The following is a 24,956-nucleotide window of genomic DNA, read 5'->3' as shown; positions in this document are numbered from 1 at the left end:
TCGTTTTGCGACTGCCATGATGGGCTTTATTAGAATGAAATTATAAGCATTGTACGGAATGCCGGGATTTTAGTTTCATTCTTAAGAATACGGGACAACTGCAGGCGGCATCCTGATTTTTATAAATCAGCAATTCCCTGATAAAACGCTACCGCTCAAAAGGTATTTTACATGCCTATCGTCACGGAAGAAAACCGCTTCATTTTAAAATAAACCCCAAACGACAATAATGATCCGGAAACTTCTCACGGCCACAGGTTGCATCTTCTGCCTCGCTTCAGCTATTGCCCAGGAGCCCCGGCCATCGGATACGCTGAAGCTTGATAAGCTGCTGAATTTATCTTTCGAAGACCTCATGAATGTGACCGTCGTCACGCCCACCCGTAATAGTCAGAAACAAGAGCAGGCGCCGGCTACCGTGTTAGTGATCACAAAAGATCTCATCGAGCTGAGAGGGTACCGGAACCTCGCAGAGGTACTCAACGATCTGCCCGACTTTTTGGTAAAAGATAAATCCGACCCGCAGTTTTATAACCCCGTGGGCGTGCGGGGCATTTCCAGGCAGGACTATTTTACAATTCTGATAGACGGGGTAAGAATTTCGTCCCCTACAAACGAGCCGCTGCCGATTCTGGAAAACTATCCTATCTACCTGGCGAAGCAAATCGAAGTAGTGTACGGACCAGGTTCGGCCCTTTATGGAGCGGATGCTATGGGGGGTGTTATCAACATCATTACACGGAAGGCCGGTAAAGAAAACGAGCTTACGGCAACGGCTATCGGCGGAACACAAGGCTATAGCAACACTTCTTTGGTTCTTAACAGAAATCTGAAGAACGGTCTTAAGTTTTGTATAGCAGGACTGTATTCCTATGATGCCCAGCCCGACTTTTCGAAAAGCTATCCGGATCATTTTCGCATGAGCTCACACGAGACGGGCGTATTCAACACCGCCTTGGGCCCAATGACTCCCCGTGCTGGTACGGTGGATCCTGAGTTTGCGGCGCCTGTGAAGGCCTACAACGTGTATTCATCAATAGAAAAAGGTGGTTTTTCCATGATGCTCCTGCATCACTATGTAGCGGTGCCGACGTCAACGACGCTCAGCCCGGACGACGCCGTGTTTAACCGTAACGTTTTTTACGGCCATGGTGTGACCACGGCAAGCGCTAACTATACGACAGAAACCGGCAACGTAAAGTCTGTCAGCACACTCACCGCCAGCTTTTATGAAGTGAACCCAAAATCGAACTTTCGTAATCTTTATGGAGGGATGGAGCATGGCTATAAGTACAGCACCGGCTCCATGCAAAAGATTGAGCAGCAGCTTATTTATACCTTTTCTGAAAAAATCGGTCTTACGGGGGGTGCGACGTATGAAATTTTTCAGTCTCTTCCGAAGACACCGGAGTTGCAGTATCCGGTAAGCCGAAGCGAGGCAAGAAGCGGTGTCCTGCTTAATTCGGTTTATGACGGTAATCCTGGAATTGAGGCCAAATTCTTCCCACTCGTGTACACCAATGTTGGGTCGTATGTCCAGCTCCAGTATAATCCGGTAAAGAAAATCTCCTTTACCCTTGGCGGCCGGTATGATTACAATTCAAGATTCGGCGCAACCGTTAACCCACGCATTGGATCGGTTTTTCAACCGTTTCAAAAAACGACGATCAAGGTGCTCTACGGCACGGCTTATTTGGCTCCATCGCCCATGGTCACATATGAATCCTTTGGTTCGTTTTATTCTACCGATTCGGGAGCCACATATCGCTCCAGGCTCTGGCATCTGCCCAACCCAAATCTAAAGCCAATCACTTCGCAAACCGTGGAAGTAAGCGTAAATCAAAAGATCGGAAAAGATGTAAGTATTACGCTTACTGCATACAATACGAAGATCAATAACATCATTCAAATTGTAGCCGATGAGGGAAATACCAATTTATACGGTAACAAATTTTTAGGCTGGGATGTCGACTACATTGAAGTTCCGGTTAACAAAAGCTCACAACATAATTATGGTGGCAACCTGCGGGTCAACGCTACCTTTACCATCGGCCAAACCAAGCTGATGGCCTATTCGTCGTTAAGTTACCTGGAAGGGATGGAGTCAAAACTTGCGTCCTCCGCAAATGACGTAGAACAGCCGGCCATCACGCCGTGGCAATACAGATTGGGCATGGACGGAAAATATAAGGCGATTAATTTTTCTGTCCGCCTGTTGCAGTCCGGCCGGCAGCGCATGAATCAACTCCGTCCGCAGAATGAGGAAAAGCGAGAAACTACCGCCGGGTATTCGTTGGTGAATGTATCGGCAGGATATACACATAAAGGTTACGTCACAATTTTTATGAGTATCCAAAATGCGTTGAACCAACGATATGTCGCTGCACTGCCCCGGAATTTGGACGTGGAAGGGAGTTTTCAAAACCTGCTCCGCGCAACGGTTGGTGTCCGGGCGGAGTTTTAACGACAAAACGCATGAGCCTTTCCTGGTGGGCTATAGGAGGATCGCCAGCTTCAGCAATCCTTCGCTTGCTTCAAGTCCTGCGGCTTCCAGCACAGATTTTCGGAGCTTGAAGCGAAGTCTGTCGTCTTCGACAATGAAGCTGATACAGGCCCCTTGTTTGATCAGATCGTCTTCTGATACGATCAGTACGTTTTTTCCGGCGACCGCCAGTTTCAGATCGGCAATAGCGCCTGAGTTAGAGGCAGGCAGGTACACAATACGACAGACGGCGGCTTCTTCGAACGTAGTCATGGCGCGAATCTCGATCTCGCGACCACCCACCTTTTTTCCTTTCAACGTGTTTTGCAGCGCATCCAGGATGTCGGTTTCTCCCGCCACGCCGATCACGAATGTAGTCGCGGTGCCGGGCCATTTGATATATTTCGCAAAATTAAATATATACGCCGCCTGCAGTTCGCCATAGGAAGACGTCTGCCCGCTGGCGTTCACGCTGCCGACCAGGAATATAAACAAAGAAATATAGATTAACCTGCGACGCATGCACGGGAGAGTGGCTACAGTTGCGGCATCTCACATAAATGCCAGTAGTGATTCAGGATAGACACAGCGCCGATAAATCCCTCGAACGACAGAGGCTTCAGAATATAACCGGCTACGTTCAGGTCGTACGCCGCGATCTTATCGCTCTCTTCATTGGACGTAGTCATCACAAAAACGCTGACGGATCTGAGATCGGAAATTTTTCGAAGCTCACGGAGAAATTCAATACCTCCCATCTTTGGCATGTTGATGTCGAGCAGGATCACCCTGGGCGAAGGGATGATCAGCGACGGATTTTTGCCTTGCAGCGCTTCCAGTGCTTCGATGCCATTCCGGGTGATAAAAAGGGGGTTGTTGATGTTGTTTTTTCTGAACGCGCGCTGGACGTTCATAATGTCCACTTCGTCGTCTTCTACCAGGAGTATGTTTACCAGGCTTGTCATATCGTAATGGTTAAATGGGCTCATGATTGATCTTTTTTTTCAGGCAGGCTACGGGCCACGTAAAGCTGAAGGCAGCCCCCTTGTTTTCTTCAGACTGTAGGGTTACGGTGCCGCCCATATCCTCGACACTTTTTTTAATGATCGACAGACCGACGCCGGTGCCTTCCACCGTGTCACGCGATTGAAGGGTCTGAAAGATCTCGAATACTTTTTGATGATATGCGGGCGCGATCCCTACGCCATTGTCTTCCACGGTAAAGCGATAAAAGCCGGGGATCTTGGAGGAAGAGATGTTGATGATACCCTGCTCTTTGTCGTTGTATTTGATAGCGTTCGAAAGAAGGTTAATAAAGACCTGCTGCAGGAGATATTTCTTGGTATTCAACACAGGCATCCCTTTTTGAATGGTGACCTGCACATGCGCCGGCGGGTTCAGGAGGTCAATGGTATCTTTGAGCATCACATGAACGTCTACCGGTTCCGTGGGCACGTTGATCCTGCCGATCTTGGAATACAGCAGCAGGCCATTGATAAGAGCCTCCAGCCGGAATACGCGCCCGCGCAGAATCTGCATGTTTTTTTTGGATTCTTCCGACATCGCCTCGCGCATGTCTTCTTCGATCCATTCGGATAAATTGAAGATTGCCCGGAGCGGCGCCTTGAGGTCATGCGAAACGACGTAACTGAACTGGTTCAGTTCGTCATTTTGTTTTTTGAGTTGCTCTGAATAGCGAACCAGGTTCTTTCTCGAGTGCTCCAACCGTTCAAGCATGTCGTTGAATGCGCGCCCGAGCTTACCCACTTCATCGTTACTGCTTACGGTTACGCGCACATTCTCGGCGCCACTGGAGATCGTTTTCACCGTAGCATCCAGTTCACGGATGTTGCCGCTGATCATGTTGCTGACCACAAAGGAGAAGATCACACCGGAGATGAAAAGCCCCAGACTGAAATAGAGCGTAGTACGTTTTAACAGACTGATGGCATTCCGCAATTGAGTCAATGAATATCCGATCGTTAGGGTGCCGAACGTACTCTTTTGATAGACGATCTTTGTTTTGTAGAAAAGCGTGCCGTTGATTTCCACCGGCTTCTCGCTGATGGGAATTTTCGACACATCGATCTTTTCGTTTCCAGGTGCGCTGAAAGAAGCGATGCTGTTCCCCGTGTTGTTGAGCACCGTAATGTAGACAATGGCACTATCCTGGTGAGCCCATTCGAGGGCTTCGGACACGGCGACGAAATCCGTTTCTCCCATGCCGATGCCGACGCCGATCGCAAACATGTTAATCACACTTTGGATTTTCGAATGGATAACCTTCATCGCCGACCTTTCCTGCTGGCGAGGGTAGTAGCTGTAAATAAACAGCGATACCATGGCAATCAGCATCGTTTGCCCCAGGATGATCTTCGTCCGTATGGAGAGGTTGTTGAGCATTTTCCGTCAGTGTAGTTCGCCCGCTAACCCGTTCGGCGGAGCCCGCGTGTTACAGCTTCATTAATAGCCGATATCAGGGATATGATTGTGCTGACGAGCTTGATGACTTTTGTCATTTCCGGTCCGGGGTCGGTCATTTTCAATAGCGTCGATATTTCGTCCAATGCTTTATCAAGCGCAGCCATATTCAATATCCCGTAGGAGTATCGTATCTGGTGGCAGATGAACCGGATCGCTTCGAAGTTCTGACTTTTCGTATAGCCCTTCAACTTCTCAACAAATGCGGGTGTTTGTCGGTTGTATTCCAGCACAAGCTCGTCGATAAAGACGCTGTTCTCTCCGGCGAGCTCGTGAAGCGCGCTCAGGTCGATCTTGTGGTAGGGGAGGGCATCGGTCCCTTTGAAGGGAACGACCCGCGTGGGGGAAGATTGAATGAACTTTAAAAGCTTCAGGTAGAGATCGTCCGCCTTGAAAGGCTTGGAAATGTAATCGTTCATGCCGACAGCCAGGCACTTGGCAACATCGGATCCGAATGCGTGGGCGGTCATGGCGATAATGGGTACCTCCGACACGGGAGGTTGACATTGCGTGCGGATATGTCGCGTAGTTTCAAAGCCGTCCATCTCGGGCATTTGGATGTCCATGAGGATTACCTCATACCGTTTCGTCTTAACCCGTTCCAGCGCCAGCAGGCCATTGGATACAATGTCGATGTTGCAACCGGCCTTTTGAAGAACCTTTCGCACCAGCATCTGGTTGAGCGGGTTGTCTTCCACGACAAGGATCGCTGCCCCGATCAACAGATCGAGTGATTCAGGGGCGGGTGATGTTCGCAGGGACGACGGCTGACGTTGCTTATTCTCCTGCGTGACCTCCTCGCAGGGCAGATGCACGGTAAATGTCGACCCGTGACCGTCGGTGCTGCTAAGGGAGATCTTTCCATCTTGTAGTTCCACCAGATTTTTAACGATGGCCAGGCCCAGTCCGGTTCCCCCATATTTTTTCGTGGTATCGCTGGAAGCCTGAACGAAACTTTCGAAGATGGCGGCATGCTTATCGGCGGGAATGCCAATGCCGGTATCGCGAACCTTGAACTCGAGAATGCAATGGTGTTTCTTCGCGGCACTGGAGTTTATGTCCAGCGTAACGCCGCCCTTCTCGGTGAATTTGATCCCATTGGAGATCAGGTTGGTCAGGATCTGGTTGAGGCGTACAGGATCTCCTTTGATCGTCGTCGGCACCTGGTGGTGGACGCTACTTGTCAGGCTGATGCCTTTCTCCAACGCTTTGGGACGCAAGACTCCGACGATCCCGTTCACGAGCTCTCGTATATTGAACTCACTTTTTTCAATGGTTGTCTTTCCGGACTGTATCTTCGAAAGGTCGAGGATATCGTTGATAATGACCAGCAGATTCTCGCCGGAAAAGTGGATCGCATCGATGTAGCTTTTTTGCTCCGTGGTAAGGGGCGTTTCGTATAGCAGCCGCGTGAACCCGAGAATGGCGTTCATGGGCGTCCTGATCTCATGGCTCATGTTTGCCAGAAAGATCTCTTTTACTTTCATGGAGTTTTCGGCGAGCTCGTGCGCCCGCATCATCTCCTGCTCGGAGAGTTTCCGGTCTGTAATATCCTGAAGGGTACCCACGATCTTCTCCAGCGCGCCGGTGGAATCCGGTATGTACCGCCCGTGCGTATGCGCGTATTTAACCCCTGACGGAGTATTGATCCGGACGTCGATATTATAGTGTTTCCCGGCCAGCGCGTCTGTCCACGCCGCATGAACCTTCTTTCTTTCGTCGGGATGCACCAACGTTAGGAACATCTCGAAGGTCACCGGCTTTTGAGGGTCGAGCTCCAGGATATCGTATATTTCGGGAGATACATAAAAGGAGTTGCTTTTGGCAAGGAACTCCCAGCTACCGATTTTAGCCATCTCCTGGGCTTCCGCCAGGCGGGCCTCGCTGATTCGCAACGCGCAGTAGGCTTCTTCCCGTTCGCGCATCATCCTGTTCAGGCGAAACATGTTTCGCAGCACCTGGCTGATCGATTGACCGTTGATTTCGTTCTTGACGATATAATCCGACGCGCCGGCCTTCATCAGCTCTACGGCAATGCTCTCGTTGCCCTGCGAGGTGATCATCACGATGGGCGTCACGATTCCCGCGTCCCGGATCTTCTTCAGAAAACGCAAACCATTATCGCCCGGCAGCAGGTAATCGAGGAAGATGCAGTCAAAGGCATTTAGCAGGCTGATGTCGGCGATGCCGAGCGCGTCAGAATATTCGGTCAGCTCATACTCAAACCCGCTGGCTTTCAGGGCCCGTTTCAGTTGACGCTTGTCCACCTCGTCATCATCGATGACCAGCAGTTTTACAAAATGCTCCGGAGCATCAGGATTTTTCATCGTTGCGTTGTTCAGGACTTGTTTTCGGCCAGTTGAAAATGAACGTACTTCCTTTTCCTACGCTGGACACTACGTTGATCTTACCGCCCACGGCGGCAAGGATACGTTTGACAATAGTCAACCCAATGCCGGTGCTTTCGTATTTGTCACGCGCCTGCAGCGTTTGGAAAATCACAAAGATCGTTTCATGATATTCGGGGGAAATACCGGGTCCGTTGTCTTCCACCCAAAACTCAAAACAACTTTCTTTTTCTGTGAAACCGACGGACACGATGCCGGCCTCCTTGTCATTGTACTTGATGGCGTTGCTGATCAGGTTTGAAAAAACCTGGTGCAGCAAAATCCGCGGTGTTTCAATACACGGCATGGACCCCATGATGTTTATCCGGATGTGCGGCGGCGGTGATAACAACTCTATAACATCTTCCAATAACCGGGCGACGTCCACGGTTTGGGAAGGGACGTTCTCCCGGCCCACTTTCGAATACTCTAAAATACCGTTGATGAGCGCCTCCATTCTTTTAACACGCCCCCGTAATGTCGCCAGATTATCCTTGTTCTCGCCAGACAACGAAGAGCCCAGGTCATCCTCCAACCATGACGACAGGTTGCTGATCGCCCGCAACGGCGCCTTCAGGTCGTGGGATACTATATATGCGAACTGATCCAGCTCCCGGTTGTTTTTCTCCAGCGAATGGGTATACTCCGCGATCGTTTTAATGGATTGCCGCTGCTCGGATACGTCCCGCAGCAGAACGATCTTGAACAGTTTTCCGCTTTCGTTGTCGTGGATAACGGTGATGGAATACGAGGCAACGAAGACGCGCCCATCTTCCCGGATGAACGGATCCTCCCACTTATCCGAGTGCCCTTCCTCCTGAAAGAAGGGAGCTTTTAGGTCGGCATCTTTCAACGAAGCATACAGCTCCCGGACGTTTTTTCGCAGCAGGAGCTCCCCTTCGGAATAGCCGAATATGTCGGCTGCCGCCTGGTTGGCAATTTCGATCTCGTCGGAAGCGTTGAGGACCAGCAGCCCTTCCTGCATGACCTTCATTAGCGATCCGATGAGAAGCTTCGAATACAACACTTCCGGTGGAAAAAAAATCATACGGTGTGGCCTCTCGCGTCTGTTTCAAAAGGCAAAAATGTAGCTTATAGCGCTTGTATTGTTAAGGGAAACCCTGATTTTGAATAAATCAGGACATGCACGGCGATAGCGGAAAAGTGTACAAGCCAATCTTATTAATCATCCCGTTGCGGCACGAGCCGTACGTCCTATTTTGTCCGGAATGATCCGTTCCAGCAACCGCGCGATGGGCCGGGTAAACCAGGCGAACAACAGCACTCCACCGACATTAAAAAGCACATGCGCATTTGCTATTTGTCGCGCATGGTTCTGCCCCGGCGAGATCCAAACAGCCAGCTCGGCCAGTGACCGATACAGTAAGATGCCGATCAAAACAGAGATGATATTAAAGGCCACGTGGAACACGCCTGCGCGCAAGGCATCGCGTGAGCGGCCCAGGCTTGCCATGAGTGTATCGGCACACGTTCCAATCTCCGCGCCTAGCATGATCGATACGCCTACCGCCAGCGAGATCATATCCTGGTTGGCGAGTGTAATAACAATGCCCATCGTAGCGGACGACGACTGAATGATCAACGTGATCAGCCCACCAAAGAGCACACCCTTCCACGGATTTTCGAGTGAAGAAAGCCAATGCGTAAACTGATCACTTTCTTTAAGCGGCTCCACGGCGTGGCCCATCAATCCCAGCCCGAAGAAGATCAACCCAAACCCAAAGAGCAATAACCCGACATACTTCATCGTTTTTCGTTTGGTCACAAAGTATATAAAGAATCCAACAATGAGCAGAATGGCCGAATACTCATCAATCTGGAAAGCGAAGAGCTGACTTGACAACGTGGTGCCGATGTTAGCGCCCATAATTACTCCGATGGCGCGTGGAAAGGATACAAGCCCCGCATTCACAAGTGCAATGACCATGATGATCGTCACACTGCTGGAATCGAGTAGCATCGTTACCACCGTACCGGAGAGAATAGCGACAAGCACATTCTGCGTGAAGCGCTCCAGTATGCGTTTCATGCGGTCACCCGCGATCTTTTTCAAGCCGAAGGAAAGCCGTGTGACGCCATATAGAAAAAGCGCAAGACCTGCCGTAATGCCGAGTATGATTTCCAGCGTATCCAAGAGATATGTTTAAAACATGTCGTAAAATATGATGCCCGGCGACATAACATTTACGTAACACTGCAGCTGCACGCCAGACTTTCAGAACGTTACCTGTTGATCAGCAAAGGGCTCGTTGTCACTGGGGTCGGTTCCGAGTCGCAGTATATGCCCGTCGGGATCTTCGACCTGCATTTCGTAGGCCCACGAAAAGTTGGTGGGAGGGAGCTTAATCCTGACATTGTTGACTTGCAGCGTTTGGTGCAGCGTGAAGATATTGCCGTCAAAGCCAATCCAGACCCAGGTGCCGGATGAACCCTGCCCGTTCTGACAGAGATATATACCGGTATTGTCGCGGTGGATGAGGGTAAATTGATCGGTGCCCCAGTCGGCGTTACGGAATCCCAGCACGCGGGTGTAGAAGTCGATGCTGCGCGGTACGTCTTGTACCTTGAGAATGGGGGCTATATTCTCAATCCGAAAGTTGGGAGTATCATGAGGTTTCATGTTTGTGGGGTTTATTTCATGGAAGATAGCGCGGATATAGTCATACCGTATTTTTCAGGTATACAGAAAAAGGTTTCAATAATATAGTGATTAAAAATACCGATTTTTACAACATTCCCGCCCATACCACGTTTTGGTGTATGTATTATGACAGCATATTTTTACTGCCACATATACCCGATGATGCAATTTTTTAACCGATTGATTAACGATATGTACGTTCACACTGCCATTATTCTATTATGGCCGTCAGGCCATTGTTCGCTTCAGGCTGTTCCGGCTAACCAATAGTAGATACCGACAACTAAAAAAAGTCCCTCTCCTGATCTGTGCTTTGGGTAGCACAGAACAGCGGTCTATTACCCAATACTTTTATTTAACCTTTACTGCTATGCAATCAGTCGATGACACTGCATTCAAATCCTTGCGCCCTATGCTGCGCAACCTTGTTCAAAAAGTTCATGGCCACGCCGGAACGTACGATCCCTCTGAGAAGGAGATCGCCGATGCAATCGGACCGCTGCTGTACAAGCATGCTGTCAATGTGCCGCGCGAGCAATTCGATCTGGAAGCGGACATGCAACGACTCGTATTGCATGTCTCTCTGCAGACGCTGGGGCGGTTTCTGCGAATCGCCCGTAACCTGGGCATCATCACGTGCCACAGTGGAAAAGATTTGTGTCAACGTATCGCAACCAATGTGAGGACTATCGGCTCATCCCGTCCGTCCCCAAAAGGCTTGCTCAAAGCATTTGGCGAGCCGAACAGCAATAATTTTCACGAATATGCCGCCGCACAACAGCGTGTGCGCGACATCTGTTCACGTATAATCGAGTATATAGATGAGCAAAAATCAAATCGTCAGAAAGAATAAATATACTGGAGTACAAATAGTGCTGTTATACTGAGTAAAAAGAAGGGGGTAGCCGAAGCTACCCCTAACTACCCTAAACTACCCTAAACTGCACCTGTTCACCCCTACCGTTGTATGTAATTATTTATTTCATTAGCGGAAACTAATCAAACGTATATGTCTGACGTAAATTTCATCAAAAACTCCGTGGCCTTCGCGCGCCACGTTCCAATCGACGATCGTCTCACGCCCTATCACATCAGCCTGTGGTACGCTTACTTCCACCTGTGGAACGACGAGCGCTTTGACAATCCGTTCAGGATGTACCGCAACGACGTCATGGACCTGGCGGCCATCGGGTCGACAACCACCTTTCGCAAGTGCCTGAATGATCTCAACCAATGGGAGTACTTGCTTTATTTGCCGTCACAAAGCAAGCATCGTCCCAGTAAAATTGAAATGTACCGGCTCGACATTGCGAACCCCAAGCCGTTTGTTTTATGGGAGCAGCAAAATGTCAAAAGAGATTCCGGTACTGACAGGAATCGAACCAAACGTGATCCCGATGCTGATCAAAATGGAAGTAAAAGTGATTCGGACGCTGATCAGAATCAGAACAAAAGTGATCCGGATGGTGATCAGAATCAGGACAAAAGTGTCCCTGGGAGTGATACGACAGGTGATTTGCAAGTAATCGCATTTAATACAAACAGTATAAACCCTCCAAACGGTATTCAAACGAGAGAGCGTGAGAGTGCACACGCACCCGCGGATGATTTGGATAAGACTACACCTCAGCCTCCGGCCGCTGAAAAAAACAGTGACCGGGGGGGCGAGGGCGTGCCCACAAACCTGGAAGAGGTCGTTGCATATTTTGTTTCGCAGGGTTCTACGGCGCTCGAAGCGAAAAAATTCTACTACCACTTTGAGGCCATTCACTGGAAGGTCAGCGGTCAGCCCATGGCGAACTGGCACGCGGCCGTTCAAAAATGGTTTCTGAATACCGCCAGCCAGGCGGCTAAAGCCGGCAACAGGCCAACGCCCGGGTCTTTGCAAACACCCGGCGCCCGCGACGGTAAGAAGATAGACTATGATAAACCAATGTAATAACAACCAGCACGATGACACCCTCAGACTTTGAATGGTGCCTGTCCTTTCTCGCCAAACACGGCAAGAAACAGTTCGGCCCCGACTTTCAGATTTACGACATCGATCGTCCGTTGATCTATAAACTGCTGATCTATTTTCTCCGGGATGAACAGGAAGCTGCCCGCCTTGACATAGACCTGAACAAGGGCATTTTGCTTTCCGGCCCGGTAGGCTGCGGCAAGACTTCGCTGATGACATTGATGACATCTATACCCGGCCCCGAGCGCAACTTCGTTCTGAGAAGCAGCCGCAGCGTCAGTTTCGAATTCATGGAAGAAGGCTATGCCATCATTCAGCGGTATAGCAACCTGTCGTATCACTCCAATAAGCCGAAGATCTATTGCTTCGACGACCTAGGTTCCGAGCGCAACCTGAAGTACTTTGGCAATGAGTGCAACGTCATGGGCGAAATAATCTTAAGCCGCTACGACTTGTTCATCAACCAGGGTATGCTCACGCACATGACGTCCAACCTTGGTCCCGATGAGCTGGAGGAGTGCTACGGCGATCGCGTCCGGTCGCGATTACGCAGACAGGTGAATAAACTCACCTTCTCTCCCGAAACCGTCGACAAACGCCGTTGACCGACGGGAGCCCGTCCGTTAAACGAGAGAGGCCTCCCGAAGGAGGCCTCTTACTTTACTCACCCTCAGACCACGCGTGATCCTGTTCGTCATCCGACGCGGCACTCCCTTCTTCCTTCTCCACCGCCGTTTGACTAACCGCGGTCAACACACCACCCGCTACCGTGAGGTATCCTGCCACAGTCACCAACGCCGTCGGAAGGGCAATCGGCGCGGCCACAATCGCGCCGCTCGCCGCGAACAGCGATAGCCCAATGATACGCAGTACGCGAAAAAACTTCGGCGTAGGCGCTTTTACTCTCTCTACAATGTTCATACTTGTTTTTTTAATGTTACTTGTTATTACAATACCGTTACCCGCTGCGTCGTTGCTTTCGAGATCGTGAGGTATACTTCTTGTCCTCTATCAATCGCATCGAGCACCAGGTCTTTCAATCGTTCATTCGCCAGCCGTGACTGGCGGCCACTCCCGGGACCGGTAAGCTCCAGCACCGGCGCAATACATCCTTGCAGTTCCGTCTTCGCATGATTCGCGGGATGGATCAGGATGCAGCTTCTGCCGGGCACATCCACGACCAGCAAGTGCAGTCCACGTTTGGCTGTAAGACGCTTGCGCAGTGTATACCGTCCTTCGGGAATACAGGATACGTTTCGCCTGTTCTGGAGCCAGGGGAGCTCGATCGTATAGCAAATCATGATGCCTGCGAATCGAATCTCCCCATTGGTTCCGTCAGGGTAATACTTCCTGAACAGTTCCAGCTCCATCACCATTAGCCTTCCGAGTCCACCGCCACGACCGCCAGCGCGTTATACGAACCGTCGTTGATCGAGTACATGGCACCGTTCACCACTTGCGAAAACTCGATGCCCAGCACGACCACCAGGGGGCTTGTACTCCCGACGGTCACTTCCAGCGGCATGTTGATCGTCACCGGTGCTTCCAATCCCGTGATGTTCTCTTCACTCTCGGCCACTTCGCTGTTATAACGATCGGCGGCAAAGTCGAGCTCCGACACGCTGGCCACGAGACGGAAGTTCGTAGCGCCGGTGGGTGCGGCGATCAGCTCGGCCGGCACAAACTGCGGCACGTTGATCGTTACCAATCCCGTGGCCCGGTTCACTTCCACGCTGTACTGCGCCAGCAATGTCTGCCGCAGCTTACCATCGATGTTGAACTCAAAGCCCTGCAGCAGGCTCATGTCACCATCCACCACGTTGCGTGCGCCGCGCAGGCTGGTGGTGTCGGCATGGATCACCTCCGTAAACTTCTGCGTCAGGCGGGGTACCGTGCGGCTATCGGACGAGTTTAGCAGCAGCGAACGAAACGCCGTGCGCAACAACCGCCCCGCCTGACCGGCGCGCCCGAACTCCGAGCCATTCTCCCGCGTACGGGCGAAGGCCGCTTCGGTGCGGATCCGCTTCGCATCCACGCCGCCTTTCTGCCGGGCCAGGTGACCGTCCTTCGCGGTCTTGTAGAACGACAGGCCACCCAATTGACCCTTCAATAAAATCACTCCATCTTGTCTTGCCATATATACTATTATTTTGTTTTGTAATCCGTCGTGTCTGGCACACCCCGGTTAAGCCGTCGTTGCAACAACAGCACAAAAGAGCGAAGTATATACGAGCTGTAAAAGACACGCGTCCGCGGATGGCCGTTATTTCCTAATTCGTCATGTTATGTCCTGTTTCGTCCTAAAACGTCCTAAAACGTCCGCGAATGACCGCCGGTATTTTTTAGTATGTAATCTATATACGTGTATATTTGAAGAATGAAAATTGACCGGATCGTTATTTATTCAAAAGACATTGCGCGCCTGACCGGTAAGAGCGAGCGCCGTGCGCGGGCCAGCATGGCGAAACTCCGCGCCTGGCTTGGCAAAGCCCCTGGCCAGCCCGTTACGGTACAGGAGTATTGCCGCTATGCCGGCGTCTCGGAAGACGAAGTGGTGCGTGCTATGGCTCATTTTTAGTATTGTTTTTCGGATCATCTTCCGATCACATCTATACCACGCACAAGTCACATGTTAACCACATGTTGCATCAGATCTGATACGATGAAAAGAAATGTTTTGCGTTGTTTTATAGCGACGACCACTTGGAATGGATGTTCGTGGCTGATCGAAACAGTGTCTTTGCAAAGGCCTTCAAAGACCACCTTCCTTCGAGTCTGCCACAGGCTTCTTCCATAGATGTTCCACACATGAGCTACGGATGATCTACTGCTTTATAGCATGGAACATCCCTGGATCAAGGGAATATCCCGGTCGTTGTAGGCATGACGCTGACGGGCATCATGCGGCATTTTTTAAGAAATTTTTTTAAACCTTAAAAACAACATGTATGGCATTTCTCAGAGACATTACGTTTACCGGCAAGCTGGGCCACCTTACTGCCTACAAAATGAAAGGCACCGACAAGATCATTCTGCGCCGGAATGGAGGCCCGTCGAAAGACACCATTAACAATTCGCCGGGGTATGCGCTCAACCGTCTGCACCGCCAGGAATTTGGCGCGGGCGTCATGTTGGGCAAAAACATACGGTTTATGCTGGGCGCGCTTCGCTCCGTTGCGAATTATAACATCACCGCCAAAATCAACAGCTTACTCAAGCATGTAAAACTAAAAGACACCGAAGGGGCACTGGGCAAGCGTGCGTTCCGGTTAACGTCCATGCCCACGCTGCTGCAAGGGTTTCCCTTAAACAAACGGAGTACATTTGATACCATGCTGTTTACGGCGATCACCTGGTCGCTTTCACGCGAGACACGCTCCGCTCGCGTGGAAATTTCCGAGCTAATTCGCGGCTTGAATTTCTCCCCGCCGCACCAGCATCCCTATTTTTGTATTACCGCCGTGCTAGGCATCGTACCGGATATTCTGTATCAGGAATCTAAAGCCGCCTACGCACCGCCTGACTGGTTTGACGGCATGTATGCGCCGGTACAGGTGTCCAGTCCCTGGTACCCTGCTCAAAACGGTGCACCACCGATTACGCTGGACTTAAGCACGGACCTGGTACCCGCGGACGAGTCCTATACCGTGATGCTCTCGATCGGCGTTCGATTCGGGCTGCTATTGGAAGACAATAAGGTGCAGTTATTGGATCATATGGGAAGTGCGAAGATATTGGCGTTGAAGTAGTGAAAAAGGGTAGGGGGTGGCTTTCTGCGCGCTCGCGTTGTGGAGAGCCATACTTTTTTCTTAGTGATCGGAGCTAGTTTGCGTATCGGGCATTTATCGGGCACACATTATTTAGCTGCGCTTTTCCTCTCTTAAGTTCGGGTCTACCAGTTTATGTAGACTATTGAGTAAATTTACTCATCATATTGAGTAAATTGTTACAGATGTTTGAACGCCCTTATATTGAGTGACTTACAAAGAGGATGCTTGAACCCAGAAGCTTCATTAGGCAAGTGCTTGGTGATCATATCGGCTCAGAAAGCATTGTATTTCTCCGAGACTTTCGTTTATCGAGGCAGCTGCGGGGATGGGAGCCCAGGTCAAGTCGCCAAGTTCGCTTTCGTATTGCTGTGCCAGTTCTGTCCAGTATCTGTTGTGATCTATGAATAGGGGAGACGCGGCTAGTGGTTGAGCTAGCCATTCGCCGGCAAAATCCTCATTCGCTGCGTCGTCTGCTCTAACGAGATCGAGAAGGTTGAAATTTGCATCGATCAGTATTCGCTCTATGAGATCTTCCTGGTTGAGAATTAAATGAAGGTCGTAAAAGTGACGGATTTTTCCCCGCACAGCATCTTGGCCTACATGAGACATGCGGATCAATGACATAAGCTTTTCAAAGAAGGTTCTTTCTCTGGTCAGGACGTTGATCGTAAAAGGCTGGAGTCCATAATGATCTACCTGGTCTGGGAAGTTGATTGCCAAAAATTGGCCAATCATGGATTGTATAGCCTTTCGTTCGTGGGGAACAGGATTGGTGAATGAATTAATTTCTAATAGAATTTGATTTCTAACCGCGCCGAATTCGTTGTTGTCGATGGATCGAGGGTAGTTATGGTATGTTTTTCGATAACGGCTGCCTTTGGTTTCGGCTTCGTGTTTAAAATATTCCAGTCCGGTTACTACTATATGTTCGACGTCGCGGATTCTGCTTTTTAATTGATTCCCGTTCAGCTCGTGTCCGCCGAGTATTGCCAGATCAATGTCTTCGGAAAAGCGGTTTATACAGGTATGAGCCTTGGAGAGGGATGTACCCCCTTTGAAAACCACGGTATCGACAAATTCCGAGTTCGCTAAGTTGCGAAGCACCCACGTGACCCAATAGTCTTTTTCGATAAATGTTACCCGTAAACCAAAATGGGTGGCTGCGGCTTCAACAGCTTCTCCAAACTCAGGCACTGTATGAAAGGTCATTTGATATTCCAGGAGGATTTGTTCGGCAGTGTTATAGCCGATACTCCTATATCAAATTTAGATAGTCTATTTATCTTTTTCTTTAAAATTCCAGTATCAATTTCATCGAAGTAGTACTCCATCATGGCGCCGAGGAGAGCTCGTGTGCGAGGCTGGTATGCTTCTGCCAGACCGACGAGTCGTTCTTGATCTTTACGCGGTAACTCCCCGATCTTTCTTTTTAGAACTTTTACAGACTCATCTGGCGTAGCATCGGGTATAGCGTTGATGTCCTGAATTGCATCGAGAATCTGCCACAATCGAATCTCTTCTTCCAGAAATTGCCCCAGCCGTTTGATATACTTTACTTTGATACCCTGAAGATCTTTCGGCTCCTTGGGTTTCGACGTCGCAATAATAAATGTGTTCGAAACCTGGGTTGTGAGACCCATTTGGTTGAAAACAGGAAGCCCGGTCGGGTATCCAATGCGTTCCGTATTTTTTATAGTTAGGAGTGCGATAATATCGGATTCCTTTGGGCGGATCTTGCCATAAGATGACTTCTTGGGCTTATAATACTTGCCCTTTTCGAGTCTTTCGATCACACCCTGGCGGGACAGGCGGCTAAGGGACAAGGCTATTGATTCGACGCCGGCGTCAGGCAGTGCTGTAACGAATATTCCGTAGTCAAAAACCTTTCCTGAAGGCATTTCCTCCACTTTATCCCTTACAAGTTGTGCTACAGTAGACATAGTCGCCGTTTTGTTGCTCTTCAGGAAGTTGGAGATACCTGGGGTGTTGTTCCATTAGGTGCTGGAACAATAGGAGGTGATCAAGCTGCCATTCCTGGAGATGGTGCTATTAATAACAGTAAAAGTACGATCGTTGTTCTTATTATACAAGTTTTCAATACGGTTAACATGTCAAATATTGTCGTTGCTATGGCTCTCCCCACACCACAATTGTTGCGTAAAAACGCAGATTCAGGCATCAAATGCGCCATTATTATCTATCCGGGGACAGTTTTTCAGGGCGGGGTCCGCTGGAAAATGTGGTAGTAAGCCTGTAACCGAGGGCAAGCACAAGACAACGCTTCAATAGTTCGACACACGGTATTACGGCGCACCTGAAGTTCAGTTTTAAGTACGCACCTACTTCGATATCCTTCAGGTCCCGCAAATCGGGGCTGGCCTTAATGGTGTCACAGTCTGCCATTTGCCGGTAAGTAGGATTGTCATGTACGCGCCGGTACAAGTGTCCGCCGGTCACCAAAGCACAGACCTGGCACCTGCGGACGAGTCTTATACCGTGATGCTCTCGATCGGCGTTCGATTCGGAGACGTGACCGGGCTACCTGCCGACCTATTGGCTTTGCTTCAATTCATCCCAGCGGATAATAAAGTAATTACGCTGATCAAAAACTACTTCTCCATTTTGTTCAATTGGCAAAATATCACCCGAAGCACCAATAAGGGTATCACTTTTGTACTCACTTCGCCAATCTGCATTATGGTTGGGATATTTCCATTGCCAATAACTACTGTCCGTGTCCACATATCGGCGAATTAAGAATCTATTGGAAGGAATGGTTGCATGTTTTTTAAGGCTTATAAGCGTAATGGTGTCGCCAGACAAAACAAAGTCACCTGTATAGCAATTAGGATTTATAAAGTCTCCTTGACAAAATTGATATTTGCCGCCTTTATACAAAGCAAAATAAGTAGTGCCGACACCACTGTTCTCAGGAATAGGACCCGCATGGAAGACTTTGTCTCGTTCTTTTAGCTGGGGTTTTGTTTCACAAGATATCCATAAGCTAGCTGAACAAAGCAAAAAGTAAAGAGATAATTTGACAGGAACCATATAATGTCTTTTTAATATTGGATTATTCAATGATACATTGTTTTACTATATAAGTTGTTAATTCAGTGCGATACATGCGGCGGAAGTGGGACAGACGAATATCTTGCATGGGCTAGGTCAAATATTTTTACTCTCAATAGTAATGATCAACTCATTTCGATATACTTTTTCCAGTCATCCGATTTAATTAAGCTATCTTTTATATTTTCAAATAAATGAAGAGCCCTACTCATTCGTAATAATTTACTTCTTTCTTGTAAGTTGCTATTGAATATAACAAAGTAAAATATTAATCTCAATTCATCGTCTGTCGCCCGTGACTTAATAACTCTGCTATAAAAGCTTTTTTTCTCTTCCGAAAAGGTGGCTTCGAAAACCAGTTCTGCAACTGATGTGAAACTTCTTAGGAAGTGCCCGATTTGCCAAGTGTAGTCTTTGAAATATTTATCCGGCGTTCTATTTTCGTATTTGTACTGAATATGAAGCATCCGATATAGCGCTTCGAAGTAATCGTTGGCATCCGGTTTGTTCTTGTAATTGTGGTACTCTGACCGAACTTCCTCGGTGAGACTTTCGGGCGGTATTTTATCAAGTCGCGTCGTAATTTCGTCGTTGATTATTTTAATGTGTTGGCCCTTCACAAGTAGATCGCGCACAACCGATTCGTGAACCGCGAGGTGATTATAAAATGAGTTGTCAAATGATTGCGTCTTTGCTTCGCGAAGGGTAAATATTAACCAGATGAAACTCAATGTTCCGAAAATTCCACCGACAAACGATCCGAAGTCTGAGAACTTCTGGGAATCAATTTGAACCTGAAAATTAAAAAGTTCAGCCCTCCACAAAAAGAGTCCTGCACACACTGCACACACTAAAAGAATGGCAATGTACCAAGTAGTTTCGTTTTTCATTTTTGGTTTATTCGAATAATAGGTAGTAACAGTTATTGGCGGTGTTATTTCGATATGTTATAATCCCAAAATCAGTCTTCTCGAATACCAGATCTTAGAGAAAAACCAATTCGATTCACTCCCATTCAATTTTCTCCGCTATCGAACAATTCCGATGTCCACAACTAGGAATCCAGCTTTGAATAAATAATCATTTCTTCGCCATCTAAGCAGAAGTAAAAATTGGGAAACATCGGATCATCGTCAGAATCGATAATCCAGGGATACTCTACATACTCGTCCATCGAAGGTGCTATAATCGTATATCCATTATCAAACTGTATACGCAAAGTGAGATTTGGCACCACTTCAACATCCTTGATTTTGCTATTCTGTGTCATAGAGTGAATATAAAATGCTTGCATCGGCTGTGCAGGTTGTCCAATAGTAAGATGAAGATCGGGAAACTTATTAATGACGTTTGGCCATTGACCAACTTCTTCAATATACCACTCAGAATGCAGAACTACCCTAATCGCGTAAGGTAATTTACTATCATAAGTGTGTCTTATATCCATAAAACATATCGAGAACGGTTTACCGGCCGGACTTCCGCGACGATTTGGCTATTCTAAACGGATACAATCTGTTCGATTTAATAGGGGGGAGGGCCGACGTGCAAGAGGTCTTGACCACCTTGTTGCGCAGCACAGGGATTAAATTGGTAGGTGACTCAAAAATCCGCACGGATCGCCCAGGTAGCGACAAACTTATGGCCATGTCGTTTTCGTCACAGGGTGATACCGTTAAGCAGCTCATGTTCTACCTGGCAGCCATTGCTTCTAACAAAGGAAAGGTGTTAGTGCTCGACAACCTGGATGCAAATGTCTTTCCGAATCATCTTGTGCTCCTGGCCACGGCAATGATTCAGAACCCGCAGAATCAATATTTCCTTTCAACACATGATTCGTTTCTGCTGCTCGATCTTCTGGACGAGGACATCTGGGATCATCTGGCAGTCTATAATGTTTATACGAAAAATTATGAAACCAACGTATACCGTTTAAGGGAATCCGATTTGCATGCTATATTTTACAACGGCGTCGACGCGTTCACGAACAACGAGCATTTCATCCCCTGATCCAAGTTAATAGTGGTGTGCGCCCACTTAAATCCGAGGGTGGTGTACTTAATTCTGAACTGGTGCACCTAAATCTGGCCTGGCATATAATAGGCCATGCCGTACTTTTTTGGCAAGAATTTCATAGCTATATTGTAAATCATATACCTATCGCTATGAAACCATCTTTACTACCCTTTTTAGCACTTCTATTACTCCTCTTCTGCTGCTCTGGCGAAAATGGAAGCCCTATCGGAAAGCCCGTAGAATACGGTAACGACGGCGCTGTACTGAAGAAAATAGATATTGATGGCGCCGTCGGCCTGGTGGCTGTTTTCGACCTCGAAAGGACCTATGACTATTCACAGTCCTGGTCTTTCTTCCATGAAACACTGAAGAAGATCAACCCCGACGGCACCGTGGCGCAGACAAGCTTTGATATCGAAGGCGAACCGAATGGCGGTTTTAGCGAATACCTGGTGAATGATATCGGCGACCGGTATTTTCTGATCTCGTTCTACCTGCGTAAGGAGTCGTACATCATCGACAAGCACAACGGGCTGGCGGTGAAAACACATTTTACACCGGCATCACAGCTTTCATCGGCGACCGTTAACAACCAGTGGTTCTACAAAGACAACGTCAGCTACAAATTGTACCGGGTCGATAATTTCATGCTCTCGACCGATGCCGTGCGTACAGAAATGGCTGTTGATTCATACATGACAGACCTATACATCGATGCACGTGAAGAGGTGTACATTAAAGGCCAGGATCAAATCTTTTATATTGATAAGGGCCTGGGTCACATCACGGGGTTTACCGCAAACAGCGTCGCTTTATGGCACGACGGAAACCATACTCTAAAGACAGTCTCTCGAGACGGTAAGATCTACACCCTGTCGGCAACAACAGGGGGCTTTTTGCAATACGAAAAGGACTTCGGAATGCCTGTTACTACGTGGTCTAATACTATTCCGTTCGAATTTCCCTGGCAGAACAAACAATTTTTGCTCTTCACGGATGCGGCGTCCGGCGCGACACATCTCTTTGATCTGGTGAAGAACGAATCGGCTGTCGACCTGACCGAAGAGAATACGGTATTCACCACGTACGGTTCCGCTATCCATGATCAGACCATTTTCCTCTTCCAGTCAGATTCCGAGACCCAGCGCCTGGTAACAATCGATATCAACGATCTGACGGTGGAAAAAGTTGATGTGAACGTTACATCGAACGAATACGGGAAATTCTACGCGTTAACGCCAGCGCTATCCGTGATTGAAGCGTGTGAGAATGCCACCGTTTGCTCATTAAAGACAATAGATGCAGCGGGAACAGTAGCCGACCTGTCCGGTCAGCCTATCCGGGGAACCGTCATCAAGCTGTAAGATCGAAAGTGACTTGTTTTAGCCAGGGGTTTTCGCCCCTGGCTACTTAAAGTGCTGGCCCAATTGCGCTTACTATACTACTTGACTTTTACTGGGGCGTCACCGTTCATTTCGGCGCGCTTTTAGCCGTGCTTTTCCTGTAACGCGCGTAACTGCTCTTCTGTAAGGGACTGTCGTTTGGCCTGTTCACGGCAATTGGCGGCCAGGAGAGTATCTTTTTCGGCATCGGCCAGCTTGGCGCGAATGATCCAGGCTTCGGCCACCTGTTCGGCGGGCTCGCCGTCCACATGCCGCAGCGCATTATCCAAAACCCTGGCAGCCATGGCATCGTCGTTCTTGTAGTCACGAAACCGTACTGCCAGCGCGATGGCTTTCGCCAGCCGGCTGGGATACGCATGTTCCGCTTTCTCCCATTCTTCCTGGTCCTTTTCGCCGCGACTGACAAAGATCACGGCATTGCCGGCAACATCCGTTAGCGTGAAGCGGGTGGCACCGGGCTTCATGCGTGAAATACGGGGCAGGCCTACATGAGGCACCCGGCCACGCTGTTCCTTCAGGCACAGGGTAAAGTTTCTGTACACGGCTGCGGCGTCCTGAACAGCGACCAGGCAGCCGGTGTAATAATTGGTTTCCGGAGTCATTCCTTTGACACCGCCGAAATGCAGCGCTGCACCGCCGCGTTGAACAACACCATATTGGTAGGGGCGCGTTTGCTTGTAAGTGGTGACAAAACCCAGGGACATCCAGAAAACCAGCGTCTCTTCAATATTGATGCAGGGCAGGATGGGGACTGTGGTCCATGTTTCTGTTGTTGTGTTTTGCATAGCGTATGTATGATAATTTTAGGGGCGGCAAGGTAGCGAGCGAAGACATCTGCTGCCCGTTACATACTTTTTTGTATGTAACGGCCCCCGGGTTATACGATTTCCTATCTTTACCCGATGGCGGATTTTGTTTATCAGGGCCGTGTATACTACAGTCCCATCGAGCTGAGCATGGCGTTTATCGGCGGTACATGGAAAATGCCCATCCTGCTGGCGCTTCGAAAAGGCCCCGTTCGTTATAGCGTACTGCGGTCGATCATTCCACACATCACGGACAAGATGTTGTATAGCCAGTTGCGTGATTTAGAAAAGAAGGGAATGCTTACACGGCAGGTATATTCTGAAAAACCGCCGCGTGTCGAGTATAAGCTTACGGCTTTGGGGAAACGTTCGATAAAAGTGATTGATACGCTTCAGGCGTTTGGAAAACATCTGATGAAGACCGAAAAAGTGGCCGTTAAACGTCAACGCTAACCACATTGTTCAACTTCTATCGAAATGCTTTAGCCAATGCACTTGTTCTTCGGTGTCCGGCACTGCCAACCCTCTTGAGCGTGTAATAAATTCAAGGACATCTCCATCCGTCCTGGATGAATCTAATAAAACGGCGCCGGCAATGATAGAAGATCGGCCGATTCCCATTCGGCAGTGAATGACGGCAGACTCTTGGTTACGGAGTTTCTCCTGCACATGCTTCACTATTTTTTTCACAGCGTGTAAACTTGTCGGAACTCCTCGATCTTGAATAGGCAGATGAAGATATTCGATTCCATATTTATTACAGAGAGATTGTTCGTTCCTCAGCCCGAGTTCATAGATTTCAGCGTCCTCCAACAGACAGACCAATACCTGGACGCCTCTCATTTTCAAGTTTCTTATTTCATCTTCTAATGCGTCATTTCCTCGCGGTCTGGCCATAATGCCGAGGGGTGTGCCATAATGGTTGTTTTGGATCCAATAGATTTTGGTGAACATAGTTAATAGGTATAAAGTAAAGAATGAAATTTCTCGTGGACCCAGGCGCCCATCCGAATCCGGTATTTGTTGGGAAATAAGGGGCTAGGAAAACTTTGTTTTTTAGAACGAAATAGTTACTTTTGACGTTAGTAACGTTAGACGATAGTATGATCATTTCATTTGGTTCAAAAGAGACCCAAAAGGTTTGGGAAGGGGAACGAATTAAGGGGCTTCCTGTTGAGTTGCAAGAGATTGCTCGCCGGAAGCTTAGGATGCTGAACAACTCGCACAACATTATGGACCTACAGATTCCTCCTTCCAATAGGCTTGAGAAATTAAAAGGGGATTTGAAAGATTATTATTCGATCCGGATTAATAATCAATATCGGATAGTATTCTGGTGGGATAACGGAAATGCATCAGAGGTAGAAATAATGGATTATCATTAGTATGAAAAGATTAAGAAACATTCACCCGGGAGAAGTGTTGCAGGAAGAGTTTTTAACGCCGCTGGGGTTAAGCGCATACAAAGTATCGAAAGACATAGGCATACCGCAAACGCGTATGTCTGAAATTTTAAAAGGCAATCGTAGAATCACGGCCGATACGGCGCTCCGTCTTTCTAAATATTTCGGCAATACTGCTAAATTCTGGCTTGGACTTCAGGATGATTTTGATATTGAGGAGGCATTACAAGCTAAATCTAAAATTTTAAAATCAATAGCACGGTATCAACCCACTGCGGCGTGAAGCGCCGTACAGATAAAGATCAATTCATTTTTAAGAGTCCATTCTTGTACAAGTACGGCCTTTGGGAAGCGATCGATAAAGTGATGGATATGCTTCAGGCGTTTGGAAAGCACCTGATGAAGACGAAGGGGGCTCAAGCTTCAAATAGCCACATTAGTGGTTTTTGACGAGAAAAACGCTTTTTTTTTGGTGGTAGTGACCTATTGGGAGCATAAGGTAGTGCTGCGGTAC

28 protein-coding genes are annotated in these 24,956 nt (G+C 48.5%); 11 read left to right on the top strand and 17 right to left on the bottom strand.

Annotated features, from left to right (window positions below; all coding sequences use genetic code 11):
* Window positions 1-229 precede the first annotated feature (229 nt).
* Window positions 230-2,464 (top strand): TonB-dependent receptor plug domain-containing protein, encoded by a 2,235-nt coding sequence (locus tag KK062_RS11000; RefSeq protein ID WP_254084348.1) that lies wholly within the window; start codon window positions 230-232, stop codon window positions 2,462-2,464.
* Between the two features lie 30 nt (window positions 2,465-2,494).
* On the opposite strand, the gene KK062_RS10995 is transcribed toward KK062_RS11000, so the two are convergent.
* The 7 genes from KK062_RS10995 to KK062_RS10965 all read right to left on the bottom strand — a co-directional run bounded on the left by KK062_RS10995 (window position 2,495) and on the right by KK062_RS10965 (window position 9,991).
* Entirely contained in the window at window positions 2,495-3,004 is a 510-nt protein-coding gene (locus KK062_RS10995) for a YfiR family protein (protein WP_254084347.1), read from the bottom strand.
* Between the two features lie 14 nt (window positions 3,005-3,018).
* Entirely contained in the window at window positions 3,019-3,471 is a 453-nt protein-coding gene (locus KK062_RS10990; protein WP_254084346.1) for a response regulator, read from the bottom strand.
* A complete protein-coding gene (locus KK062_RS10985; RefSeq protein WP_254084345.1) occupies window positions 3,458-4,885 on the bottom strand; it encodes an ATP-binding protein in 1,428 nt (475 codons plus the stop codon). The genes KK062_RS10990 and KK062_RS10985 overlap by 14 nt, the downstream gene beginning before the upstream one ends.
* Window positions 4,886-4,908: 23 nt before the next feature.
* Window positions 4,909-7,290 carry a hybrid sensor histidine kinase/response regulator gene (locus KK062_RS10980; RefSeq protein WP_254084344.1) on the bottom strand — a complete coding sequence of 794 codons (2,382 nt, stop codon included), beginning with the start codon at window positions 7,288-7,290 and terminating at the stop codon, window positions 4,909-4,911.
* A complete protein-coding gene (locus KK062_RS10975) occupies window positions 7,277-8,398 on the bottom strand; it encodes a sensor histidine kinase (protein WP_254084343.1) in 1,122 nt (373 codons plus the stop codon). Before KK062_RS10975 ends, KK062_RS10980 begins: the two co-directional genes overlap by 14 nt.
* 138 nt (window positions 8,399-8,536) lie before the next feature.
* A complete protein-coding gene (locus KK062_RS10970) occupies window positions 8,537-9,505 on the bottom strand; it encodes a Na/Pi cotransporter family protein (protein WP_254084342.1) in 969 nt (322 codons plus the stop codon).
* An 81-nt stretch (window positions 9,506-9,586) separates the two neighbouring features.
* On the bottom strand, window positions 9,587-9,991 hold the full coding sequence (locus KK062_RS10965; RefSeq protein ID WP_254084341.1) for a VOC family protein: 405 nt from the start codon (window positions 9,989-9,991) through the stop codon (window positions 9,587-9,589).
* 391 nt (window positions 9,992-10,382) lie between these two features.
* On the opposite strand from KK062_RS10965, the gene KK062_RS10960 reads away from it, so the two are divergent.
* From KK062_RS10960 to KK062_RS10950, 3 genes are all read left to right on the top strand, one after another.
* Window positions 10,383-10,865: a hypothetical protein gene (locus tag KK062_RS10960; RefSeq protein ID WP_254084340.1), complete on the top strand. Its 483-nt coding sequence runs from the start codon at window positions 10,383-10,385 to the stop codon at window positions 10,863-10,865.
* Between the two features lie 156 nt (window positions 10,866-11,021).
* Entirely contained in the window at window positions 11,022-11,951 is a 930-nt protein-coding gene (locus KK062_RS10955) for a hypothetical protein (RefSeq protein WP_254084339.1), read from the top strand.
* A gap of 14 nt (window positions 11,952-11,965) precedes the next feature.
* Window positions 11,966-12,577, top strand: a complete 612-nt coding sequence (locus KK062_RS10950; protein WP_254084338.1) for a P-loop NTPase family protein — start codon at window positions 11,966-11,968, stop codon at window positions 12,575-12,577.
* Between the two features lie 55 nt (window positions 12,578-12,632).
* Here KK062_RS10950 and KK062_RS10945 read toward each other — a convergent pair whose 3' ends face one another.
* From KK062_RS10945 to KK062_RS10935, 3 genes are read right to left on the bottom strand one after another with little or no spacing between them, the layout of a single operon-like run.
* Window positions 12,633-12,893, bottom strand: coding sequence for a hypothetical protein (locus KK062_RS10945; RefSeq protein ID WP_254084337.1), 261 nt, complete (start codon window positions 12,891-12,893; stop codon window positions 12,633-12,635).
* Between the two features lie 26 nt (window positions 12,894-12,919).
* The gene (locus KK062_RS10940) at window positions 12,920-13,342 is read right to left on the bottom strand and encodes a DUF5675 family protein (protein ID WP_254084336.1); all 423 of its coding nucleotides are present in this window, start codon (window positions 13,340-13,342) and stop codon (window positions 12,920-12,922) included.
* A 5-nt stretch (window positions 13,343-13,347) separates the two neighbouring features.
* Window positions 13,348-14,109 (bottom strand): hypothetical protein, encoded by a 762-nt coding sequence (locus KK062_RS10935; RefSeq protein WP_254084335.1) that lies wholly within the window; start codon window positions 14,107-14,109, stop codon window positions 13,348-13,350.
* Between the two features lie 240 nt (window positions 14,110-14,349).
* Between KK062_RS10935 and KK062_RS10930 the strand changes: the two genes are divergently transcribed.
* Window positions 14,350-14,550 carry a hypothetical protein gene (locus KK062_RS10930; protein WP_254084334.1) on the top strand — a complete coding sequence of 67 codons (201 nt, stop codon included), beginning with the start codon at window positions 14,350-14,352 and terminating at the stop codon, window positions 14,548-14,550.
* A gap of 370 nt (window positions 14,551-14,920) precedes the next feature.
* A complete protein-coding gene (locus KK062_RS10925; protein WP_254084333.1) occupies window positions 14,921-15,721 on the top strand; it encodes a hypothetical protein in 801 nt (266 codons plus the stop codon).
* Between the two features lie 264 nt (window positions 15,722-15,985).
* Here the strand turns inward: KK062_RS10925 and KK062_RS10920 are convergent, their stop codons facing one another.
* The 5 genes from KK062_RS10920 to KK062_RS10900 form a co-directional block, all read right to left on the bottom strand.
* A complete protein-coding gene (locus tag KK062_RS10920; RefSeq protein ID WP_254084332.1) occupies window positions 15,986-16,951 on the bottom strand; it encodes a nucleotidyl transferase AbiEii/AbiGii toxin family protein in 966 nt (321 codons plus the stop codon).
* Window positions 16,948-17,682 (bottom strand): DUF6088 family protein, encoded by a 735-nt coding sequence (locus KK062_RS10915; RefSeq protein ID WP_254084331.1) that lies wholly within the window; start codon window positions 17,680-17,682, stop codon window positions 16,948-16,950. Before KK062_RS10915 ends, KK062_RS10920 begins: the two co-directional genes overlap by 4 nt.
* Window positions 17,683-18,292: 610 nt before the next feature.
* On the bottom strand, window positions 18,293-18,793 hold the full coding sequence (locus KK062_RS10910) for a hypothetical protein (protein WP_254084330.1): 501 nt from the start codon (window positions 18,791-18,793) through the stop codon (window positions 18,293-18,295).
* Between the two features lie 146 nt (window positions 18,794-18,939).
* On the bottom strand, window positions 18,940-19,704 hold the full coding sequence (locus KK062_RS10905) for a hypothetical protein (RefSeq protein WP_254084329.1): 765 nt from the start codon (window positions 19,702-19,704) through the stop codon (window positions 18,940-18,942).
* A gap of 164 nt (window positions 19,705-19,868) precedes the next feature.
* Complete coding sequence (locus KK062_RS10900; RefSeq protein ID WP_254084328.1) at window positions 19,869-20,261, bottom strand: hypothetical protein; 393 nt, start codon at window positions 20,259-20,261, stop codon at window positions 19,869-19,871.
* A 200-nt stretch (window positions 20,262-20,461) separates the two neighbouring features.
* Between KK062_RS10900 and KK062_RS10895 the strand changes: the two genes are divergently transcribed.
* Both KK062_RS10895 and KK062_RS10890 read left to right on the top strand, forming a co-directional pair.
* Window positions 20,462-20,824, top strand: coding sequence for a hypothetical protein (locus KK062_RS10895; RefSeq protein ID WP_254084327.1), 363 nt, complete (start codon window positions 20,462-20,464; stop codon window positions 20,822-20,824).
* Between the two features lie 155 nt (window positions 20,825-20,979).
* Window positions 20,980-22,194, top strand: a complete 1,215-nt coding sequence (locus tag KK062_RS10890; RefSeq protein ID WP_254084326.1) for a hypothetical protein — start codon at window positions 20,980-20,982, stop codon at window positions 22,192-22,194.
* 122 nt (window positions 22,195-22,316) lie between these two features.
* On the opposite strand, the gene KK062_RS10885 is transcribed toward KK062_RS10890, so the two are convergent.
* Entirely contained in the window at window positions 22,317-23,018 is a 702-nt protein-coding gene (locus tag KK062_RS10885) for a DUF8817 family protein (RefSeq protein ID WP_254084325.1), read from the bottom strand.
* Between the two features lie 117 nt (window positions 23,019-23,135).
* Here KK062_RS10885 and KK062_RS10880 point away from each other — a divergent pair, with 117 nt between their 5' ends.
* On the top strand, window positions 23,136-23,492 hold the full coding sequence (locus KK062_RS10880; protein ID WP_254084324.1) for a winged helix-turn-helix transcriptional regulator: 357 nt from the start codon (window positions 23,136-23,138) through the stop codon (window positions 23,490-23,492).
* A gap of 9 nt (window positions 23,493-23,501) precedes the next feature.
* Here KK062_RS10880 and KK062_RS10875 read toward each other — a convergent pair whose 3' ends face one another.
* Window positions 23,502-23,993 (bottom strand): phosphatase domain-containing putative toxin, encoded by a 492-nt coding sequence (locus KK062_RS10875; protein WP_254084323.1) that lies wholly within the window; start codon window positions 23,991-23,993, stop codon window positions 23,502-23,504.
* A gap of 149 nt (window positions 23,994-24,142) precedes the next feature.
* Between KK062_RS10875 and KK062_RS10870 the strand changes: the two genes are divergently transcribed.
* Together KK062_RS10870 and KK062_RS10865 are read left to right on the top strand one after the other, a co-directional pair.
* Entirely contained in the window at window positions 24,143-24,424 is a 282-nt protein-coding gene (locus tag KK062_RS10870; RefSeq protein WP_254084322.1) for a type II toxin-antitoxin system RelE/ParE family toxin, read from the top strand.
* Between the two features lies 1 nt (window position 24,425).
* Complete coding sequence (locus tag KK062_RS10865; protein WP_254084321.1) at window positions 24,426-24,725, top strand: HigA family addiction module antitoxin; 300 nt, start codon at window positions 24,426-24,428, stop codon at window positions 24,723-24,725.
* Window positions 24,726-24,956: the final 231 nt, after the last annotated feature.

The organism is Dawidia cretensis (assembly GCF_018598175.1).
Lineage (GTDB): Bacteria > Bacteroidota > Bacteroidia > Cytophagales > Cyclobacteriaceae > Ohtaekwangia > Ohtaekwangia cretensis.
Note: the sequence above shows the minus strand (reverse complement) of the source record. Positions and strands in the feature narration are given on the sequence as shown.

Excerpts from the sequence above, each read along its gene's own strand:
- KK062_RS10870 (WP_254084322.1), top strand. The coding sequence starts at position 24,143 with ATGATCATTTCATTTGGTTCAAAAGAGACCCAAAAGGTTTGGGAAGGG.
- KK062_RS10985 (WP_254084345.1), bottom strand. The coding sequence starts at position 4,885 with ATGCTCAACAACCTCTCCATACGGACGAAGATCATCCTGGGGCAAACG.
- KK062_RS10875 (WP_254084323.1), bottom strand. The coding sequence starts at position 23,993 with ATGTTCACCAAAATCTATTGGATCCAAAACAACCATTATGGCACACCC.
- KK062_RS10940 (WP_254084336.1), bottom strand. The coding sequence starts at position 13,342 with ATGGAGCTGGAACTGTTCAGGAAGTATTACCCTGACGGAACCAATGGG.
- KK062_RS10990 (WP_254084346.1), bottom strand. The coding sequence starts at position 3,471 with ATGAGCCCATTTAACCATTACGATATGACAAGCCTGGTAAACATACTC.
- KK062_RS10995 (WP_254084347.1), bottom strand. The coding sequence starts at position 3,004 with ATGCGTCGCAGGTTAATCTATATTTCTTTGTTTATATTCCTGGTCGGC.
- KK062_RS10910 (WP_254084330.1), bottom strand. The coding sequence starts at position 18,793 with ATGGTTCCTGTCAAATTATCTCTTTACTTTTTGCTTTGTTCAGCTAGC.
- KK062_RS11000 (WP_254084348.1), top strand. The coding sequence starts at position 230 with ATGATCCGGAAACTTCTCACGGCCACAGGTTGCATCTTCTGCCTCGCT.
- KK062_RS10885 (WP_254084325.1), bottom strand. The coding sequence starts at position 23,018 with ATGCAAAACACAACAACAGAAACATGGACCACAGTCCCCATCCTGCCC.
- KK062_RS10865 (WP_254084321.1), top strand. The coding sequence starts at position 24,426 with ATGAAAAGATTAAGAAACATTCACCCGGGAGAAGTGTTGCAGGAAGAG.
- KK062_RS10900 (WP_254084328.1), bottom strand. The coding sequence starts at position 20,261 with ATGGATATAAGACACACTTATGATAGTAAATTACCTTACGCGATTAGG.
- KK062_RS10945 (WP_254084337.1), bottom strand. The coding sequence starts at position 12,893 with ATGAACATTGTAGAGAGAGTAAAAGCGCCTACGCCGAAGTTTTTTCGC.
- KK062_RS10890 (WP_254084326.1), top strand. The coding sequence starts at position 20,980 with ATGAAACCATCTTTACTACCCTTTTTAGCACTTCTATTACTCCTCTTC.
- KK062_RS10905 (WP_254084329.1), bottom strand. The coding sequence starts at position 19,704 with ATGAAAAACGAAACTACTTGGTACATTGCCATTCTTTTAGTGTGTGCA.
- KK062_RS10955 (WP_254084339.1), top strand. The coding sequence starts at position 11,022 with ATGTCTGACGTAAATTTCATCAAAAACTCCGTGGCCTTCGCGCGCCAC.
- KK062_RS10975 (WP_254084343.1), bottom strand. The coding sequence starts at position 8,398 with ATGATTTTTTTTCCACCGGAAGTGTTGTATTCGAAGCTTCTCATCGGA.
- KK062_RS10960 (WP_254084340.1), top strand. The coding sequence starts at position 10,383 with ATGCAATCAGTCGATGACACTGCATTCAAATCCTTGCGCCCTATGCTG.
- KK062_RS10950 (WP_254084338.1), top strand. The coding sequence starts at position 11,966 with ATGACACCCTCAGACTTTGAATGGTGCCTGTCCTTTCTCGCCAAACAC.
- KK062_RS10935 (WP_254084335.1), bottom strand. The coding sequence starts at position 14,109 with ATGGCAAGACAAGATGGAGTGATTTTATTGAAGGGTCAATTGGGTGGC.
- KK062_RS10880 (WP_254084324.1), top strand. The coding sequence starts at position 23,136 with ATGGCGGATTTTGTTTATCAGGGCCGTGTATACTACAGTCCCATCGAG.
- KK062_RS10915 (WP_254084331.1), bottom strand. The coding sequence starts at position 17,682 with ATGTCTACTGTAGCACAACTTGTAAGGGATAAAGTGGAGGAAATGCCT.
- KK062_RS10930 (WP_254084334.1), top strand. The coding sequence starts at position 14,350 with ATGAAAATTGACCGGATCGTTATTTATTCAAAAGACATTGCGCGCCTG.
- KK062_RS10965 (WP_254084341.1), bottom strand. The coding sequence starts at position 9,991 with ATGAAACCTCATGATACTCCCAACTTTCGGATTGAGAATATAGCCCCC.
- KK062_RS10925 (WP_254084333.1), top strand. The coding sequence starts at position 14,921 with ATGGCATTTCTCAGAGACATTACGTTTACCGGCAAGCTGGGCCACCTT.
- KK062_RS10920 (WP_254084332.1), bottom strand. The coding sequence starts at position 16,951 with ATGACCTTTCATACAGTGCCTGAGTTTGGAGAAGCTGTTGAAGCCGCA.
- KK062_RS10895 (WP_254084327.1), top strand. The coding sequence starts at position 20,462 with ATGTCGTTTTCGTCACAGGGTGATACCGTTAAGCAGCTCATGTTCTAC.
- KK062_RS10980 (WP_254084344.1), bottom strand. The coding sequence starts at position 7,290 with ATGAAAAATCCTGATGCTCCGGAGCATTTTGTAAAACTGCTGGTCATC.